This window comes from Nocardiopsis sediminis (genome assembly GCF_042650565.1).
In the GTDB taxonomy this organism is placed as follows: domain Bacteria; phylum Actinomycetota; class Actinomycetes; order Streptosporangiales; family Streptosporangiaceae; genus Nocardiopsis_B; species Nocardiopsis_B sediminis.
This window is the reverse complement of sequence record NZ_JBHSBH010000003.1, coordinates 459,717-476,138: the sequence shown is the minus strand read 5'-3', so window position 1 is coordinate 476,138 and position 16,422 is coordinate 459,717. Positions and strand designations below refer to the sequence as shown.

Annotated in this window: 12 protein-coding genes; 6 read left to right on the top strand and 6 right to left on the bottom strand. The window is 75.0% G+C overall.

Annotation, left to right across the window (positions count from 1 at the left end):
• Positions 1–28: 28 nt before the first annotated feature.
• The 5 genes from ACFOVU_RS03485 to ACFOVU_RS03465 form a co-directional block, all read right to left on the bottom strand.
• Positions 29–1,492, bottom strand: a complete 1,464-nt coding sequence (locus tag ACFOVU_RS03485; RefSeq protein WP_378529966.1) for a glycosyltransferase family 4 protein — start codon at positions 1,490–1,492, stop codon at positions 29–31.
• Positions 1,493–1,821: 329 nt separating this feature from the next.
• Positions 1,822–1,962: a hypothetical protein gene (locus ACFOVU_RS03480; RefSeq protein ID WP_378529800.1), complete on the bottom strand. Its 141-nt coding sequence runs from the start codon at positions 1,960–1,962 to the stop codon at positions 1,822–1,824.
• On the bottom strand, positions 1,959–4,058 hold the full coding sequence (locus tag ACFOVU_RS03475; protein ID WP_378529799.1) for a hypothetical protein: 2,100 nt from the start codon (positions 4,056–4,058) through the stop codon (positions 1,959–1,961). Before ACFOVU_RS03475 ends, ACFOVU_RS03480 begins: the two co-directional genes overlap by 4 nt.
• Entirely contained in the window at positions 4,055–5,848 is a 1,794-nt protein-coding gene (locus ACFOVU_RS03470; protein ID WP_378529798.1) for a GDSL-type esterase/lipase family protein, read from the bottom strand. The genes ACFOVU_RS03475 and ACFOVU_RS03470 overlap by 4 nt, the downstream gene beginning before the upstream one ends.
• Before the next feature lie 7 nt (positions 5,849–5,855).
• Positions 5,856–8,159, bottom strand: coding sequence for an acyl-CoA dehydrogenase (locus ACFOVU_RS03465; protein ID WP_378529797.1), 2,304 nt, complete (start codon positions 8,157–8,159; stop codon positions 5,856–5,858).
• 339 nt (positions 8,160–8,498) lie between these two features.
• On the opposite strand from ACFOVU_RS03465, the gene ACFOVU_RS03460 reads away from it, so the two are divergent.
• Entirely contained in the window at positions 8,499–9,413 is a 915-nt protein-coding gene (locus ACFOVU_RS03460) for a hypothetical protein (RefSeq protein WP_378529796.1), read from the top strand.
• Positions 9,414–9,483: 70 nt separating this feature from the next.
• On the opposite strand, the gene ACFOVU_RS03455 is transcribed toward ACFOVU_RS03460, so the two are convergent.
• A complete protein-coding gene (locus ACFOVU_RS03455) occupies positions 9,484–10,002 on the bottom strand; it encodes an NADPH-dependent FMN reductase (RefSeq protein ID WP_378529795.1) in 519 nt (172 codons plus the stop codon).
• 492 nt (positions 10,003–10,494) lie between these two features.
• Here ACFOVU_RS03455 and nagA point away from each other — a divergent pair, with 492 nt between their 5' ends.
• The 5 genes from nagA (at position 10,495) to ACFOVU_RS03430 (ending at position 16,320) form a co-directional block, all read left to right on the top strand.
• Positions 10,495–11,664 (top strand): N-acetylglucosamine-6-phosphate deacetylase, encoded by a 1,170-nt coding sequence (nagA, locus tag ACFOVU_RS03450; RefSeq protein ID WP_378529794.1) that lies wholly within the window; start codon positions 10,495–10,497, stop codon positions 11,662–11,664.
• Between the two features lie 463 nt (positions 11,665–12,127).
• Positions 12,128–14,164: a glycosyltransferase gene (locus ACFOVU_RS03445; RefSeq protein ID WP_378529793.1), complete on the top strand. Its 2,037-nt coding sequence runs from the start codon at positions 12,128–12,130 to the stop codon at positions 14,162–14,164.
• Positions 14,165–14,466: 302 nt separating this feature from the next.
• Positions 14,467–14,754: a hypothetical protein gene (locus tag ACFOVU_RS03440; protein WP_378529792.1), complete on the top strand. Its 288-nt coding sequence runs from the start codon at positions 14,467–14,469 to the stop codon at positions 14,752–14,754.
• A 119-nt stretch (positions 14,755–14,873) separates the two neighbouring features.
• On the top strand, positions 14,874–15,908 hold the full coding sequence (locus ACFOVU_RS03435) for an aminotransferase class V-fold PLP-dependent enzyme (RefSeq protein WP_378529791.1): 1,035 nt from the start codon (positions 14,874–14,876) through the stop codon (positions 15,906–15,908).
• A gap of 97 nt (positions 15,909–16,005) precedes the next feature.
• On the top strand, positions 16,006–16,320 hold the full coding sequence (locus ACFOVU_RS03430) for a hypothetical protein (protein WP_378529790.1): 315 nt from the start codon (positions 16,006–16,008) through the stop codon (positions 16,318–16,320).
• The last annotated feature ends 102 nt before the right edge of the window (positions 16,321–16,422 follow it).

Here is a 16,422-nt window from a genome sequence, read left to right as displayed (position 1 = left end):
GGGGCCCCCCGCCGGCCGGGGCGCAGGGTCACGTGCCGTCCCCGGAGGGGCCGGACCCGCTGCCGGGCGTCCCCTCCCTCGCGGCGGGCCGGAGGGACGCCGGTCCCTTCATCGCCATCACTGGTCCCTTGTCCGTCGCTCGGCCTGCGCCCGTCGCCGGGGCGGCCCGGGTCGGCGCCTCTTGCGGCCCGCCGGCTCCGGGGGCGGCGGGCGGGCGGTGGCCGGTGCGGCCCGCGGCGATCAGGCGGGTCATGTCGGCGCCGCTGCGCTCCCAGGTGAAGCGGGCCGCCCACGCGCGGCAGGCCCGCCGGATCTCGGCGGCGCGCGCGGGGTCGGCGAGTTCGGCCAGGGCCGCGGCGACGACCTCGCTGAGGTCCTCGCCCTCGCGCACCAGCCATCCGGTCCGCCCGTGCTGCACGGAGTCGCGGAGGCCGTCGACATCATAGGCGACCGTGGGCACGCCCAGCCCGGCCGCCTCGATGACGGTGAGCCCCCAGCCCTCGAACTCCGAGGCGGTGACGTGCAGGAGGGCCCCGGCGAGGACGGCGTTCTTGTCCTCTTCGGCGAGGAAGCCGTGCAGGCGCACGTGGTCGTGGAGCTTTCCGCGGCGGATCCGGTCGGTCAGCGGGCCGGCCTCGGGGCCCCTGCCCACGATGTGCACGCGCAGGCCGGGGTGGGTGTCGCGCAGGTCGGCGGCGAGGTCCACGATCCGGGCGACGCGCTTCTGCACCACCAGCCGGCCCAGGCTGACGATGGCCGGGGAGCCCATATCGGTCGCGGAGGGACACGGGCCCGGCGGGAGCGGCTGGTGGGGCGGGGCGCCGTTGTGGATGACGGTGATCGGCGCGCGCCAGCGCAGCTTGTCGCGCATGGCGCGGCGCGAGGACTCCGAGACGGTGACGGTGGTGCAGGAGCGGTAGACGCGGCTGGCGACCCGGCTCTCGATGAACCGGCCGACCCAGGCCAGGGGGCGCCGGAAGTAGGCGTTGAACTGGAGGTCGTGGACGTGGTGCACGACGCTGATGACGCGGGTGCGGCGGGGCAGGAGCAGGCGGGAGAAGAACGGGATGCCGTTCATGCAGTCCAGCACCGCGTGGAACTCGCGCCGCCACAGCGGGAGCCAGAGCACGACGCGCGGGTAGACCGTGAACTTGCCGCCCATGCGGCGGACGACGATGCCCTCGCGGGTCTCCACCCGCGCCTGGCCGCGCTCGCGGCTGGTGAGGAAGGTGACGGTGGCGCCGCGCCCGGCCAGGTGCCGGCTCATCCGCCAGGCGTACTCCTCGGCGCCGCCGGCGGCGGCCTGCCAGGGGTCACGCCAGTTGATCACCAGGATCCGCGTGCCGTCGAGCCGCGGTCCGGGGTCGGCGGCCGGCTCCGTGCCGGCGGGCTCGGGTACCGCGGGGGCGGGCAGGGCCGATCGGGCGGCGGGGACGGCGCCCGTTCCGGTGCGGGGCGGCGGGGCGAGGCGGGCCACCGGATCGGGGGCCATGGTGACCGGCGGCCCGTAGGACGGGTCCTGGAAGAGGGGTGTCTGCCGGAAAAGCACATGCTCTCCTGTTCCGCCCACCGCCCCGGCCGACGCGCTCTCACCCCCGGACGGGGGGTGCGCTTCCGGCCTGCGGGCCGTGGCCGGTCGACCTGATGGGCGGCAACGGACCCGGAGCCGGGTGCCCGCGGACGCGCGTGCGCCCGGCGCGGGGACCGCACGACGGCGTGGCGGCCGCGCGGGGTTCCGGGCCGGCCGCTCCGAGCGGCCGGTCGCGTGGTCGCGCCGGGCCGGGCGGCGCGTGCCCGGGTCCGGGGGTCCCGGGACGGCGCCTAGCGGTCGCCGTAGTTGTAGAGCGACTCGTTGACCGGTTCGGCCGTGGTCGACGCATTCGTGACGACGGTGGTGCCCACCAGGGCCAGCCCGCCCGCCAGAGCCGCACCGATCACCGAGGCGGCGATGACCTTGATCATGTGGAGCCCTCCTTCCGCGATTCCACCCCGGCACAGGCGGCCGGACGCATGGAGATGAGACTAGAACCTGATGCAGCGATTGACCAGAAGATTGCCCCAACTGTAATTGACCAGCCGGTAACTTCCAACCCCGTCAGCCGCGCGTCCACCGCTTCCACATGCTCATCCGGCAGTTCGAAGAGGGCGAGGCGGGGGCCGTCATGCACCGGGGAAGCGCCGGGGACGTGGGACGAGAACACGTTCTCGCCAAGGAGGTGCCGGGTGACCGGGTCGGGGGGCGTTGCGGCGTCCGCGCCGCGGAACGCCTCGCGCTCGACGAGGACGTAGCGGATCCCGGCCGCCCCCAGGCGTTCGAGGCCGCCGGATGCGGGCCGGCCGTCGGCCGCCGCCCGCTCCACCGTTCGGGCGAGCGGGTCCTCGCCCTCGATGACGCGCAGCTCGCCGCCGTCGCCGACCCGGAGGTCATCGTTCCAGACCACGCGCCGGTCGAACAGCTTCACCGCGGGATCGAGTACAACGACGGTACGCCCATCGCCCGCCCAGTCAAGTCCCCGGTAGGCGCTCCACGGCAGCACGAGCACCGCTCCGGGCCGTTCATCGGCGGCGACGATGCGCTGCGCGGCGGCCCACTCCGCGGGCATCTCGACCGGGACCAGCCGCCCGGCGGCCCCCCACGCCAGACCGGGCAGCGCCACGACAGGGGCCAGGGCCAGCGCCGCCGCGATGGCCGCTGCCGCCCGGACCGGGCCACCCGGTCGCGGATCGGCGCGCATCGCTTCGCGCGCCCACGCCACCGCCCCGCCGAACCCCACGGCCTGGAGCAGGGCGAGGGGTGCGACGTAGAGCTGGCCGTCACGCAGCGGGCCGAACCCCGGCCACGCCCCGATGAGCGCGCGCAGCAGGTCGCGCCCCGGTTCGGCCGTGCCCAGCAGCGCGATCGCGAAGCCGGCCGCCGCCGCGGCCGAGAGCCCGGCCGCGAACCGCACCCCACCGCGCCGGACCAGCCACACCCACCCCGCGAGAGCGGCCAGGGACAGCACCAGGCGGCAGGCGGAGCCCAATGGCGCCCCGTACCACTCGGGCACCGCCTGGGCGTTCCAGATCCCGCCCAGGGCCAGCAGCGAGGCCGCCGTACCGAACGGGCTATCCGCCCGCGCCGCGAAGGCGTCCACCGCCGCGGGATCGGTCCGCGCCCCGCTCCCCAGGGCGGGCACCAGCCACGGCAGGGCCACGACGGCCAGCGCCGCTACGACCGGCAGAGCGCGAAGTACCGAGCCGGATACGGCCGCGACTCCGGTGACGGTGCCCCGCCCCGCCCGGGTATCCCGGGGGTCACCAGGGCGATCGCCCCCGCGGCGCAGGAGCGCGGCCGGGACGGCGACCAGGGCGGACAGAACGAGCGAGGAGAACCCGCCGATGGCGGCCGGGACCAGCGCCACCACCATCCGAGCGAGGTCACGGCCGCGCGCGAGCCGGACGGCCGCGGCAACGACCCACGGCAGGCCCGCGTACCCCAGGAGGAGCGCCCACTGCCCCAGCAGCAGCCGCTCGGCGACGAACGGGTTCCACACGTAGAACACCCCGGCCGCGACCCGGGGCAGCTGCCCACCGATCGACCCGCGGCGCCGCCCGCCGGGTGGCCCGCCGGGCGATGGTCCCCGGCGTCCGGACCGCACGGGATCGGCGCCGTCGCCCGCCTCTTCCGCCGCCGGCCGCGGCGCGGGCACCAGACGGGCCGCGCCGGCCGCCCCCAGGACGAAGACCGCGAGCAGCAGCACCGCCTGCACGGCATCGGCCGGGAACAGGCGCGCCAGCAGCCCCACCACGGCGTCACTGGGAACCGCCCGGGGAAAGCCCTCCCCGGCCCCCAACGTGACCGCCGACAGCGGAGGGTCGGGCACGAACACCATGTCGTAGCGCAAAACGAGCCCGGGCCCGAGAACCGGCCCCAGCACCAGCCCTCCGGCTGCCAGCCCCACCCCCCACGGAACCAGCGGCCCCCACCGAGCCGAGGCACCCTGAGCCGGGCCGCCCGGTTCGGCGGGGCCCGGGGTGTCCGCTCCATCGGGGGGCGCCGAAGGCGGCGGGTCCGTCATTCGGGGGTCACGAATTCGACCGGGTCGGAGACGGCGCCCTCGACGTAGTCGCGGTGGGAGCGGACCGCGAACTCGTAGCCGGCCTCTCCGTCCGTTGCGATCGGCCAGCGGCGGTCGCCGTCGACCAGGCCGACGCTGACCCAGCCCTCGCCGTCCGGCGGGCCGTCCTCATCGGCGGGCTCGCACCGGCGCTCGGCAGCCGCCCCCGCCCCCGACGGGGACCCGGCCGCCCCTGCCGGCGGGTCCGGTGGCGCGCCCCTTACGCTGCTGCCGGGCGAGCAGTCCAGGGGGCGGCGCCAGATCTCGAAGTGGCCGGCCTCGGGTACCGCCGCCCACACCAGGTGTGTGCCCTCGGTGTTCACCCGCACCCATTCGGGCGCGGCGGGCGGCTCCTCGTCGGCCGCGATCCGCACGGCCTCGGAGCCCAACCCGGCGTCGCCGCCCTTGTAGGGGCGCACGATGAACTCGTAGCGCGCCCCGCTGAGCAGGTTCTCGACCCGGGCCGTCAGCTCCCCCTCGCCCGCTGCGGGGATGTCCATCGGCAGCTGCACGAGCTCGTCGGGGTCGGGGGAAAGGCGCTGCTGGAGGACCCGGTAGTGGGTAGCGCCGGGGACCGGGTCCCAGGTGAGCGTGACGGCCCCGCCGTCGTTGGCCGCCGCCACCTGCGGCCTCTCCCGCGGCCCCACCTCCACCTCCGGCAGCGGGCGCGGGTAGGGGTCCCCGAGGTCGAGCGCCGACGCCAGCGTGTCGGCGAAGGCGGCGGCGATCTTCAGCTCGCCGCGCGCGTTGGGGTGGGCGGGGTCCCAGTTGTCCTCGGCGGCGTCGTAGCCGTCGGCGGTCCGTGCCACGGCGACCGGCGATTCCTCCCCGTCGAGCTGCGCGGCGACCTCCGGGAGGGCGGCGTTGAACTGCGCGATGCGGGCGTTCATCGCCTCGTCCCCGGCGCCGCCCCGCACCGGGGTGAGTTCGCCGATCACGAACCGGATGTCCCCTTGGGCCACCCGGGCGGTGTCGACGACGTCGCGGATGCCGTTGAGCGCGTCGTCGGCCTCGCCGCCGCGCACCAGTTCGTTGGTCCCCGCCATGACCAGCAGGTAGTCGGGCCGGTATTCGGCGACCTGTTCGCCGATCGCCTCGGCGATCTCGCCGGCGGAGGCGCCCCAGATGCTGGCGTGCGCGGTGTCGAAGTCGGGGTCGGCGTAGTGGTGGTCGCCGGGGTCTCCGCTGTTGACCGCCAGCAGGTCGTCGTAGGGGCCGACGAAGTCGATGTTGAGCCCGGAGTCCTCGGTGAGGTGCTTCCACAGCCGGTAGCGCCAGGTGTAGTCGCCGGAGCTGCCCTGGCTGATGGAGTCGCCGGCGATCATGACGCGAACGGTGCCCGCGGGCGGCGGGGCCGCGCCTTCGGGGCCGGGTTCGGACGCGGAGTCGGAGCCGCCGGGCCGGAATGTCCCCGCGAACGCCTGGATGAGCAGCAGTGTCACACACATGGTGGCCAGCATGATGCCGAACAGGCCCAGCGAGGTCGGCTGCCAGCGCCGCCGCGCCGGACGCGGGGCGGCGGCACCGCCCCTCTCCGGGGTCCCCGCGGCCCCCGCGGCGGCCGCGCCGTCGGCACCCGAATCGGCGGCCGGCCGCAGCCGGCGCTCATGGCCACGCAGCGATGCCGCCGCACGCAACCGGGCCGCCGGTCCGGACGCCGAAGGCAGGGGCGGCGGAACCGGCCGGGGCTGCGGCCGGTCCGATCCGCCCGAGGGGGTCCCGGACGCGCCGGGTTCGTCGTCGGTCGACACGTCGAGGTCATGCCTCCGGGTCGCGCGGCAGTCCGAGCAGGCGCTCGGCGATGATGTTGAGCTGCACCTGGGTCGTCCCGCCGTAGATGGTCATGGATCTGCCGAACAGCATGAACCGGGCCCAGATCCCGTTGCCCGCCCGCATATCCTCGCAAACCGCGGAGCTTCCCTGGCGCTCCCAGATGGTGTCGGCCACCCGCTGGCTGAACTCCACCCCCAGCAGCTTGCGCACGCTCGATTCCGCGCCGGGCTCGATCCCCGACAGCTGCTTGAGCGTGACCCGCAGCCCCAGCAGCTCGATGGCCTGCCCCTGGGCGATCAGGCGGCCGAACTCCACCCGCGCATCGCGCGCCTCTGCACGCGCCGGGAACTGGGTGCAGAACGCCACCAGCTCCGGGACGCCCGCACCCAGCCCGGTGCCGCTGGAGAGCGCGACCCGCTCGTTGGTGAGGGTGTTGCGGGCGACCCGCCACCCCTGGCCGGGCTCGCCGACGACGCAGGCGTCGGGCACGAACACGTCGTCGAAGAACACCTCGTTGAACATGGTGTCGCCGGTCAGCTCGCGCAGCGGGCGCACCTGCACCCCGGGCGCGGCCATGTCGACCAGGAGGTAGGTGATGCCGTCGTGCTTGTCGGGCGCATCGGGGTCGGTTCGGGCCAGGCAGATGCCCCAGTGCGCGACGTGCGCCATCGAGGTCCAGATCTTCTGCCCGTTGAGCCGGTAGCCGCCCTCGGCCCGTTCGGCGCTCAGCGACAGCGAGGCCAGGTCTGAGCCGGCGCCCGGCTCGCTGAACAGCTGGCACCAGGTCAGCTCGCCCCGCAGGGTGGGGCCGAGGAAGCGCTCCTGCTGGGCTTCGCTGCCGTATCCGACGAGAGAGGGCAGCACCCACGCCCCGATGGCCAGCGAGGGGCCCTTGACCCCCGACCTGTGCAGTTCCTGCTGGATGAGCAGCTGCTCCAGCGGCCCTGCGCCGCGCCCCCAGGGCGGGGGCAGGTGCGGCGCCACCCAGCCGCCGTCGGCCATGGCGGAGAACCGCTCCTTGTCGTCGGTGAGCGCCGCCAGGGAGGCGACCCCGGCGCGGACGCGCTCGCGCAGCTCCCGGTCGCCGGCGTCGTCCAGGTCGAGTTCGATGGGGCGGCGCCGGCCGGCCAGCGCGAGGTCGGCGACGCGCACGGCGCGGTCGGCTCCCGGGCCCGCCAGGATGCGCAGGGTCGACGCGCGGCGCAGGTACCGGTGGGCGTCGTGCTCCCAGGTGAACCCGATACCGCCGTGCACCTGGATGCAGTCGCGGGCGCAGGACAGGGCGGCGTCGGGGGCGATCAGCCCGGCCGCGGCCGCGGCGAACCTGGCGTCGCCGGGGTCGGTGCCCGTTGCGGATCCGGTGCCGGGCCCCGCGCCGCCGCCGTCGTGTGCGGCGTCGGCCGCGCGGGCGGCGTCCCAGACGACGGCGCGCGCCTGCTCGACGGCGATCGCCATCCGGGCGCACATGTGCTTGACCCCCTGGAACTGGCCGATGGGGCGGCCGAACTGCTCGCGCAGCCGCGCATAGTCGGCCGCGGCGTGCAGGCACCAGGCGGCGACGCCGGTCGCCTCGGCGCCGATCAGCACCGCGGCGAGGGCGTCGACGTCCTCGCGGGTGAGGCCGGGCAGCACGGCCCCCTCGGGGAGGGGAGCGCCGGCGGCCTCGGCCCGGGCGACGGAGCGCCCGATGTCCAGGCTGGGCAGTGGCTCCACGCGCACGCCGGCGGCGTCGATGACGGCCCAGCGCTCCGCGCCCTCGTCGTCGACGGGCACGACGAGGACGTCGGCCAGGGCCCCGCCGAGAACGGGGGTGAGCGTGCCGCTGAGCGAGCGCGCGCCGTCTGCGGTGGTGGCGACGTCCAGCGGAGGGCCGAGCGCGAGCGCCGCGGTCCGCTCGCCCTCGGCGAGGTCGCGCAGGAGCGCGGCGCGGGCGCGGGCGGCCGGTCCGCCCGGCCGGTCCCCGCCGGCGGTGTGGGCGCGCTGGACGGCGGCGGAGGCCAGGACGGTGGGCAGGAAGGGGCCGGGGACCAGGCCGCGGCCCAGCTCCTCCAGCGCGACGCACAGCTCCAGGAGCCCGCCGCCCTGCCCGCCGTGCTCCTCGGGCAGGTGCAGGCCCAGCAGCCCCTGCCGCGCCAGGGCCGGCCAGAAGCCGGGCCGGACCGCGGCGGCGGCGCGCTCCGCATCGGGGTCGGTCCCGCCCTGCCCGCTGTCGCGGGGGACGGTGCGCTCGACCCAGCCGCGGACCGCCGCGGCCAGTTCGTCGTGTTCGGCTGTGAGTCCGATGGCCATCGTCCACACCTCATCCACGTCGTCGCGATGACCATCAGACTAGAACGTGTTATATAAGGTCGGTCAACCGAAAACCGGTGCGCCGACGCACCCCCGCCCGCGCACGCCGGCCGGGCTGCGGATCCGGCGGCGGCCCACCTCGCGGAACGCGTTCCGCACGGCTCCCCCGGGAGGCACGCCGATGGCGCTGAACGACCTGCGGGCCCTCGCGGCACCGCCCGGCGGCGCCCGCGCGCCCCGGCCCGCGCCCCGGTCCGCGCGCCGCCGCGCCGTCCCCGCGGGAGCCCGGCGGCCGGTCCTCCGCGGCGGCGGACGGCGGCCCGCTGTCCGGGAGGCCCGATGACGGGCCTCATCGCCGCGCTGCTGTCGGCCGCGGTCTACTCGCTGGGGCTGGCCATCGAGCAGCGGGCCCTGCACCGCGCGCCCGGCATCGGCTTGCGGCGCCCGCTGCACCTGGCCCGGACCCTGCTCGGCAACGCTCGCTGGGTGGCCGGCTGCGTGCTCGCCGCGCTGGGGAGCGTCGGCCTGATCGTCTCGCTGGGGCTGGCCCCGGTGTCGGTCGTCCAGCCCGCTTTCGCGGGCGGCATCGCCACCCTGCTGCTCGTGATCACCCTGGTCATGGGCGACCCCATCACCCGCGGCGAACGCGCGGCGCTGGGCCTGATGCCGCTGGCGCTGCTGCTGCTCACGCTCTCCCTCGACCCGGGCGGGGGCGCCGGGACCGCCCCCGACCTCCCGCTGCTGCTCGTGGTCAGCCTGGGAACGGTGGCCGCCTGCGTCGCGGCGATGGTGCTCGCGGGCGGGGGCGGGCGCCACGTGTCGGCCGCCGCCATGGGCGCCGCGGCCGGGCTGGCCCAAGGGGCCGCCGGGCTCCAGGGCAAGGCTCTCGGCGGGCTGCTGGCCGAGCACGGCCCGGCCGGGGCCGTGCTCCCCGCGCTGGCGTCGCCGTTCCCCTACCTCTACGCCGTGGGCTGGGCCGTGGGGATCGTCCTGTTCCAGACCTCGATGCAGCGGTCACGCGCCTCGGTGACCGCACCCGTGGCCAACGTGACCGGCAACGTGTACATGGTCGTGCTGGGGACGGTCCTCTTCAGCGAGGAACTGCCCGCCGACCCGCTCGCGCTCGCCCTGCGCGTCGCCGGGTTCGCGCTGACGCTCGCCGTGGTGGTCCTGGTCCGCGGCAACGTCGCCCGCGCCGAGGCCGACACCGCCCGCACCCGCTCGGAGTCGGCCTCCCGTTCCCGCGGCGCGTGAGGGGCTCCTGGAACCCCTGAACCGGTGGCGGACGGTAGGTTCCTCCGCCACCGGCCCGTGGAGCGGCAGGTCAGACCGCGACCGCGACGGCCTGGCGCAGGGCCGGGGCGGCGACCTCCGACCATGCGGCGATCACGCCGCGGGCGTCGCCGAGCTCGCCGCGCGCCAGCAGCAGGCCGGGCTCGACCACCCAGGCACCCAGGTCGGAGAGGACGACGCGCAGGTCCTCGTCGATGTTGCGGCCGTTGCGCAGGTCCTCGACGACGGCCATCGGGACCGCCACGGTGTGCGCGAGGCCCAGCTCGGGCAGGCGGTCCAGGAAGACCTTCAGCAGGCCGGTGTAGCTGCCGTGCACCTGCGGGGACGCCACGAGCAGCACCTCGCTGGTGCGGACGGTGTCGAGGGCGTCGATGACGTCGCGGCCGGTGTCGGCGGCGAGGAGGGCCGGGCCGAGCTCCGCGAGGTCGATGACGTGCGGCCGGGTGGAGTCGCCGGTCTCGGCCGCGATGGCCGCAGCGGCGTCGGCGGCGGCGGTGCGGATGGCGGAGTGTGCGTCGGGGGCGGCGACGAGCACGGTGAAACGGGTCATTGCGTTCTCCTGGTGAGTGCGGCCGCACGGGGCCGCTGAGCGCTGAAGGGGTTCGTCGGGCCGGCGTTTCGCGGGCGGACGCCGGCCGGGCGGGCGGGGATCGTCGGGCACCGGAATCGACGGGCCCCTTCAGGGCCGGAACCTCGCTGTACGCGGTCCTGGGCCGGCCCGGGAGAACGGGCACGGGCGGGGAGCGCTTCCGGTGGCGATATGGGGGTCATCCCCAACGGCAGGGCGCGACGGCCCTGCGGGGCGCTACCTACAACAGAGTGCGCTCGCCTGCTGTCGCAGATCGACGTGCAGGCGCTGGACGAGCAGCTCACCGGCGGACATGCTCTCCATAATGAGCGGCGCCGCACCCGCCGTCAATGCGTGCCGAACGGGTTTGTCGTCACTCCGGCGGGTGCCGAGTCCCACGCGCACGCGGGGTGGCGCCGCATATCCTCCAGCTGGACACACGACGTGTGGCATTGGGCACAGGAGGACGCACGCATGGGCCAGGGCGCGACCCGGACGACGACGATCCCCACGACGCTGACGAACGCACGCCTGCTCACCCCCGAGGGCGTGCACGACGGCTGGCTGCGCGTCGGCGACGGCCGCATCCTGGGGCTCGGCACCGGGGCCCCGCCGCCCGCGGGCGGTGTCACGACCGACCTCGGCGGCCGCTGGCTCCTGCCGGGCACGGTCGACATCCACGTGCACGGCGGCGCCGGCGCGTCGTTCACCGACACCGATCCCGACCGGGTGCTCGCGGTCGTGGAGTTCAACCGGTCCCAGGGGGTGACCACGGTGGTGGGCGGCCTGGTCGCCGCCACGCCCGAGGACACCCTCGCGCAGGTGGCCGTGCTCGCGGAGCTGGCCGAGGCCGGCGAGATCGCCGGGATCTACCTTGAGGGCCCCTACATCGCCCGCTCCAAGTGCGGGGCGCACGACCCGGCTCTCCTGCGCGACCCCGACCTCCAGGAGTTCGCCCGCATCCTCAAGGCCGGGCGGGGCCACGTCCGGATGATCACGGTGGCCCCGGAGCTGCCCGGAGCGCTGGAGCTGATCCGCGCGGCCGCCGCCGAAGGCGTGGTCGCCGCTGTGGGCCACACGGAGGCCGGCTACGACCGGGCGCGCGCCGCGTTCGACGCCGGTGCCACGGTGGCCACCCACGTCTACAACCAGATGCGCCCGCTGCACCACCGCGAGCCCGGCCCGATCGCGGCGGCGCTCAACGACGAGCGCGTGACCGTCGAGCTGATCAACGACGGCGTCCACGTCGCCGCCGGGGCCGCCCAGCTGGTGTTCGACGCCGCCGGCGACCGGGTCGCCCTCATCACCGACGCCATGTCCGCCACCGGGCTGGGCGACGGCGACTACACGCTGGGCGGGCTGCGCGTCCGGGTCGCGAACGGCGAAGCCCGGCTGGCCGAAAGCGGTCAGATCGCGAGCAGCACCATCGTGCTCCCCGATGCGATCCGGCGCACGGTGGCCACCCTGGAGCGGGTGGACCTGGCCGCCGCCGTCCGGGCGGCGACGGCGGTGCCCGCCCGCGCCCTGGGCCTGGACGGAGCCGGCGAGCTGGCCGCCGGGGCGCCGGCCGACCTGCTGGTCCTCGACGCCGACCTGGCCACCAGGGCCGTCATGCACCGCGGCTCCTGGATCCGGGCCCTCTGATCCCGGCGGGCCGTCCCAGGCCCGTGAGCGATCGGCGCGGCGCCGGGGCTCCGTGCCCCGGCGTGCAGGCGAGGGCGGGCCCCGGCGCGCGGACGGGGCCGGCCCCGTCCGCGCGTCGCGCGCAATCATAGCGTCACCGAGCGTAATATCATTGCCTCAGCGGAGCACGGCCCCCGCCCGCACCCCTGGCGGATCGCGGGCGGCCCGTGGTTCACGGCACCCCGCCCCCACCGGCCGTTCCGGTAGGCGAACCCTCCATCGCCCTACCGACGGTCCGGGGCACGACGCCACCGGGGTCCCCGCCCGCGGCCCCGGCCGCCTCCGCCCCGACAAACCGTGACCGAGCTCTCAACCAGGCCGCCAGAACCGCCGGGTGCACGGATGGCGTTAACCCTGGAAAAAACAAGTGAATGACTGGTGCCCGGAGCTCCCCCCTCCGTGGCCCGTCGTCAATGGGGGAATCATGGGTATCGCCGTATCGGTGATCATTCCTGCGTACAACACTTCCGCGGGCATCCTTCGCGGCCTGCAATCCCTGCGGGAGCAGTCACTGCCACGTGACCGCTACGAGGTCATCTACGTCGACGACGGCTCCACCGACGGAACCGGTGAACTGCTCGACGCCGAGACCGCCGATGAACCGAATTTCACCGTCATCCACATCGAGAACTCCGGCTGGCCGGGCCGTCCGCGCAACGTGGGGGTCGACCACGCACGCGGCGAATTCGTCTTCTTCATGGACGACGACGACCGCCTCGGCCCCGAGGCGCTGGAGCGCCTCTACGCCAAGGCCACCGAGGACACCGCCGACATCGTGATCGGCCGTGTCGCGGGGGTCGGCCGCAACGCCCCTCGTGAGCTCTTCCAGCAGCCCATGAGCGGCGGCGACATCCGCAAGGACCGCCTCCTGCTCACCAGCCTCACCGTGCAGAAGCTCTTCCGCACGGCGTTCCTCCGGGACAACGACATCCGGTTCGCCGAGGGCAAGATCCGCCTCGAGGACCACATGTTCATGCTCCGGGCCTACCTGGCCACCCGCAAGGTGTCGGTGGTCCACGACTACACCTGCTACTACTGGGTGCGCAACGAGGGCTTCGGGAACATCTCCTATGCCCCGAAGGAGCCGGTCGGCTTCTTCCGCAGCATCGGGCAGATCTTCGACATCATCGAGGCCAACACCAAGCCCGGCAAGCTGCGCGACCGCCTCTTCGCCCACTGGTACCGCTCCAAGCTGCTCGGCCAGTTCCAGGGCCACAAGTTCCTGCGGCAGGACGCCGAGCACATCCGGCGGCTGCACGCCATCGCCGCCGAGCTCGTGGAGTCCCGCATCCCCGAAAGCGTCACCGAACGGCTGAATCCGTTCACCCGGCTGCGCGCCGCGACCCTGCGCTGGGGCACCCCGGAGCTGATGCGCGCCCTGGCGGAATTCGAGGAGGACCTCGACCACGTGACCCGGGTCACCGGCTTCCGGTGGGAAGGGTCCGACCTGCACGTCGACGTCGTGGCGGAGCTGACGCGCAGGTCCACCGGCGCTCCGCTGAAGTTCGTCCGCGACGGCGACCGGATCCGCTGGGACCTGCCCGCCGAGATGGTGGCGGTCGAACAGATCCGGGACGCCGCGGAGGTCGGCGCCGCGCTGGACAAGCTCGGCCTGCGGGTCTTCGCCCGCCGCACCGGCGACCCCGCCGCGATGCGCATCCCCGCCGAGGTCGAGCGCACGGAGCACCCCGCCGGAGCCGACCGGTTCGCCGTCCGGCTGAGCGGCACCATCACGGTCGACGTCGCCCGCGCCGACTACGGTCGGCCGCTGTCGGGACAGTGGTGGTTCCGCACCCGGATCGACCTCGGTGGAGCGGGCAGCGACCACACGGTGGGCACGGCCCGCACGCGCGACGCCGAGACCACCCGGACTCCGGCCTTCGTCGACCTGCCCGATGACGCGGGCACGGCCTTCGCCAACCCCTACTGGAACACCAAGGGCCACCTGGTGCTCTCGGTCGACGGGTCGTGGCGCCCGCTGCGGCGCGCCGTACGCGCCCCCGCGACGGCAACGGCCACGCCAACGCCCGCGGGCCTGCGCCTGGAGATCCCGCTGACCCTGCGCGCCGCCGATTCCCCCACGGAGCTGCCCCTGCGGCTGTCGCGCAGCGGCCGGCCGCCGACCGACACCGTGGCCCGCATCCGGGCCGTCCACGACGGCTCCGCGGGCCTCCCGCGCGCCGTGCTGTCGGCGACGGTCCCGGTGCAGGGCGGCCTCGGCGTCTGGCGCGTCCACGTCGGCGCGGACCACACCGATCTGGACCTCGCCCTGATCCGGACACCCGCCGGGTGGCGGCTCACCCACCCCTTGCAGTCCCGGGCCCGCCGCCATCTCACCCCGCTGGTCGCCCAGGCCCGGCTGCGAGCCGACCGCCTCCCGGCCCCCGCCCGCCGCCTGGCGCGCGGCGCCTGGATCCGCCTGCGCGGCTCCGACCCACGCTCAGCCCCCTCCGCGGGCTGACACCCCTGACGGGCGACGACCGGTCCCGCTCACCGGCGTCCCCCGCGCGGTTCGGTTTCCCGGGGACCTCCGGATGACCCGCTTGCCCAGGTGGGCGCTCCGGCACTCCTTTGGCTACATAAAGCAATCGATCACTCACCGAGGGCACGATCCGCCGTATCCGGCATCATGCGAACCACGGCCACTCGACGACTCTGACCAGGGAAGATATCGCCGATCGCCTGCGAACTACTAAGCGGCATCCCTACGATGATCACGCGCCACACGGAGTGGCGCACTGATTACGGAAGGTGTGATCTGGCGTGCGCCGTTTCGTCACGCTCATCGGATCCGTCGCCGCGGCAGCCGCGCTGGCCGGCGTCCCCGCCACCGCCCATGCGGCCGAAGGCTACATCGTCCTCAATGGGCAACGGACCGACAACCCCAGCGGCTGCTATAACGCGCCCTACTGGCCCCTGACCGTCGAGAACCAGACCGACCAGCCGGTCACCGTCCACAACGCGCCGAACTGCCAAGGCGTCATCGTCGCGGTGGTTCCGTCCGGTGCCTCCGCCACGGAGGAATTCGGCGTCAGCGTCTCCGTCCCGTAAGCGGCCCGTCCGCGCCCGATGCCGAACCCCGCTCCACCCCCACCGTGGGTGGGGCGGGCCGTTGCCGGGGCAGCGGGGCCGCCGATCGGCCGTGCGCCGGGCGGTGACAGGCTGGGCGGATGGACATCGGCACCGCTCAGGATCTCTGGAAGATCGACTCGGTCTGGCTGAACACCGCCCAATACGGCATCCCGCCGCGCCCCGCCCACGAGGCGCTGTCCGACGCCGTCGCGACCTGGCGGCACGGTGCCGGGCTGCCCGGGCCCTGGGGCGAGGCGGCGGAATCCGCCCGGCGCTCCTTCGCCGCCCTGGTGGGGGCGGCGCCCGAGGACATCGCCCAGGGCGCCACCACCTCCCAGCTCATGGGCACGCTGGCCGCGTCCGTACCCGATGGCGCGCGGGTGCTGGTGCCCGAAGGCGAGTTCACCTCGGCGGTCTTCCCCTGGATGGCGCAGGCCGACCGCGGCGTGCGCGTGCAGGCGGTGCCGCTCGCCGAACTGGCCGGCGCCGTGGACGGCGACACCTGGCTGGTGGTGTTCAGCCTGGTGCAGTCGGCCGGCGGCGAGCTCGCCCCCGCCGACGCCATCGTGGCCGCCGCGCGACGGCACGGGGCGCGCGTCGCCGTGGACGCCACCCAGGCGGTCGGCTGGCTGCCGGTCGATGCCACGCGCTACGACGCGCTCATCTGCTCCTGCTACAAGTGGCTGATGGCGCCCCGCGGGCTGGCCTACGGGTACCTCTCGCCCGCACTGCGCCCGCTCCTGCGCCCGGGCAGCGCCGGTCCGGCCGCCGCCCGGGACCCCCTGGGGTCCTTCTACGCCTCCGAGATGACGCTCGCCGACGGCGCCGCACGGTTCGACATCTCGCCCAACTGGTTCGCCGGCGTCACCGCGGCCCGGTCCATGGCGGTGCTGCTGGACATCGGGGTGCCGCGGATCCGCGACCACAACGTGGGCCTGGCCAACCGGTTCCGGGCCGCGCTCGGCCTGGCCCCGGGCGATTCCGCGATCACCTCGGTCGAAGCGCACAACGCTGGAGAGCGGCTGCGCGCGGCCGATGTGGTGGCCGCCGAGCGGGCGGGCCGGGTGCGGGTGTCCTTCCACGTGTACTCGACCGAGGAGGACGCCGACCGCGCTGCCGAAGCGCTGATCTGATCGCCGGAACGGCGTGTCGCGAGCACGATACGGAGTATATGGACTACAGAGAGCGACAATGGCGGGCAGAGTGATTCCGATGAGCGAAGGACGCGCCATGGCCGAATCGAGACAGCCCGGCTCCAGCACCGCTCCGTCCACCGCACCGTCAACGGCCGAGCGCCGTGAACTCTCGCGCCTGGCCACGGCCCTGACCGAGTACGGCGTCTGGGCCCGGATCATCGACGACGGTGTGCCGTTCCTGAGGGTCAGCAACCCCGAGTCCGACTACGCGATCGAGGACGTGTCGTGCGAGCGCCGCTCCCACGACCACGCGTTCCTCGCATCCTTCGGGGTGTACCTGGGCAGCAGCGACAGCATCGCGCTGACCGCCAAGAAGGTCGCCTGGCTGGTCGGCGCCACGGACCGTTGACCGCCCCGCCCCGGCCCGCTCACCCCGCAAGGACGAGACGGGCCCCACCGCCGTGCCCCGCGCGCGGGAAGGGAGAACACCCGCATACGACGACGGCCGCCG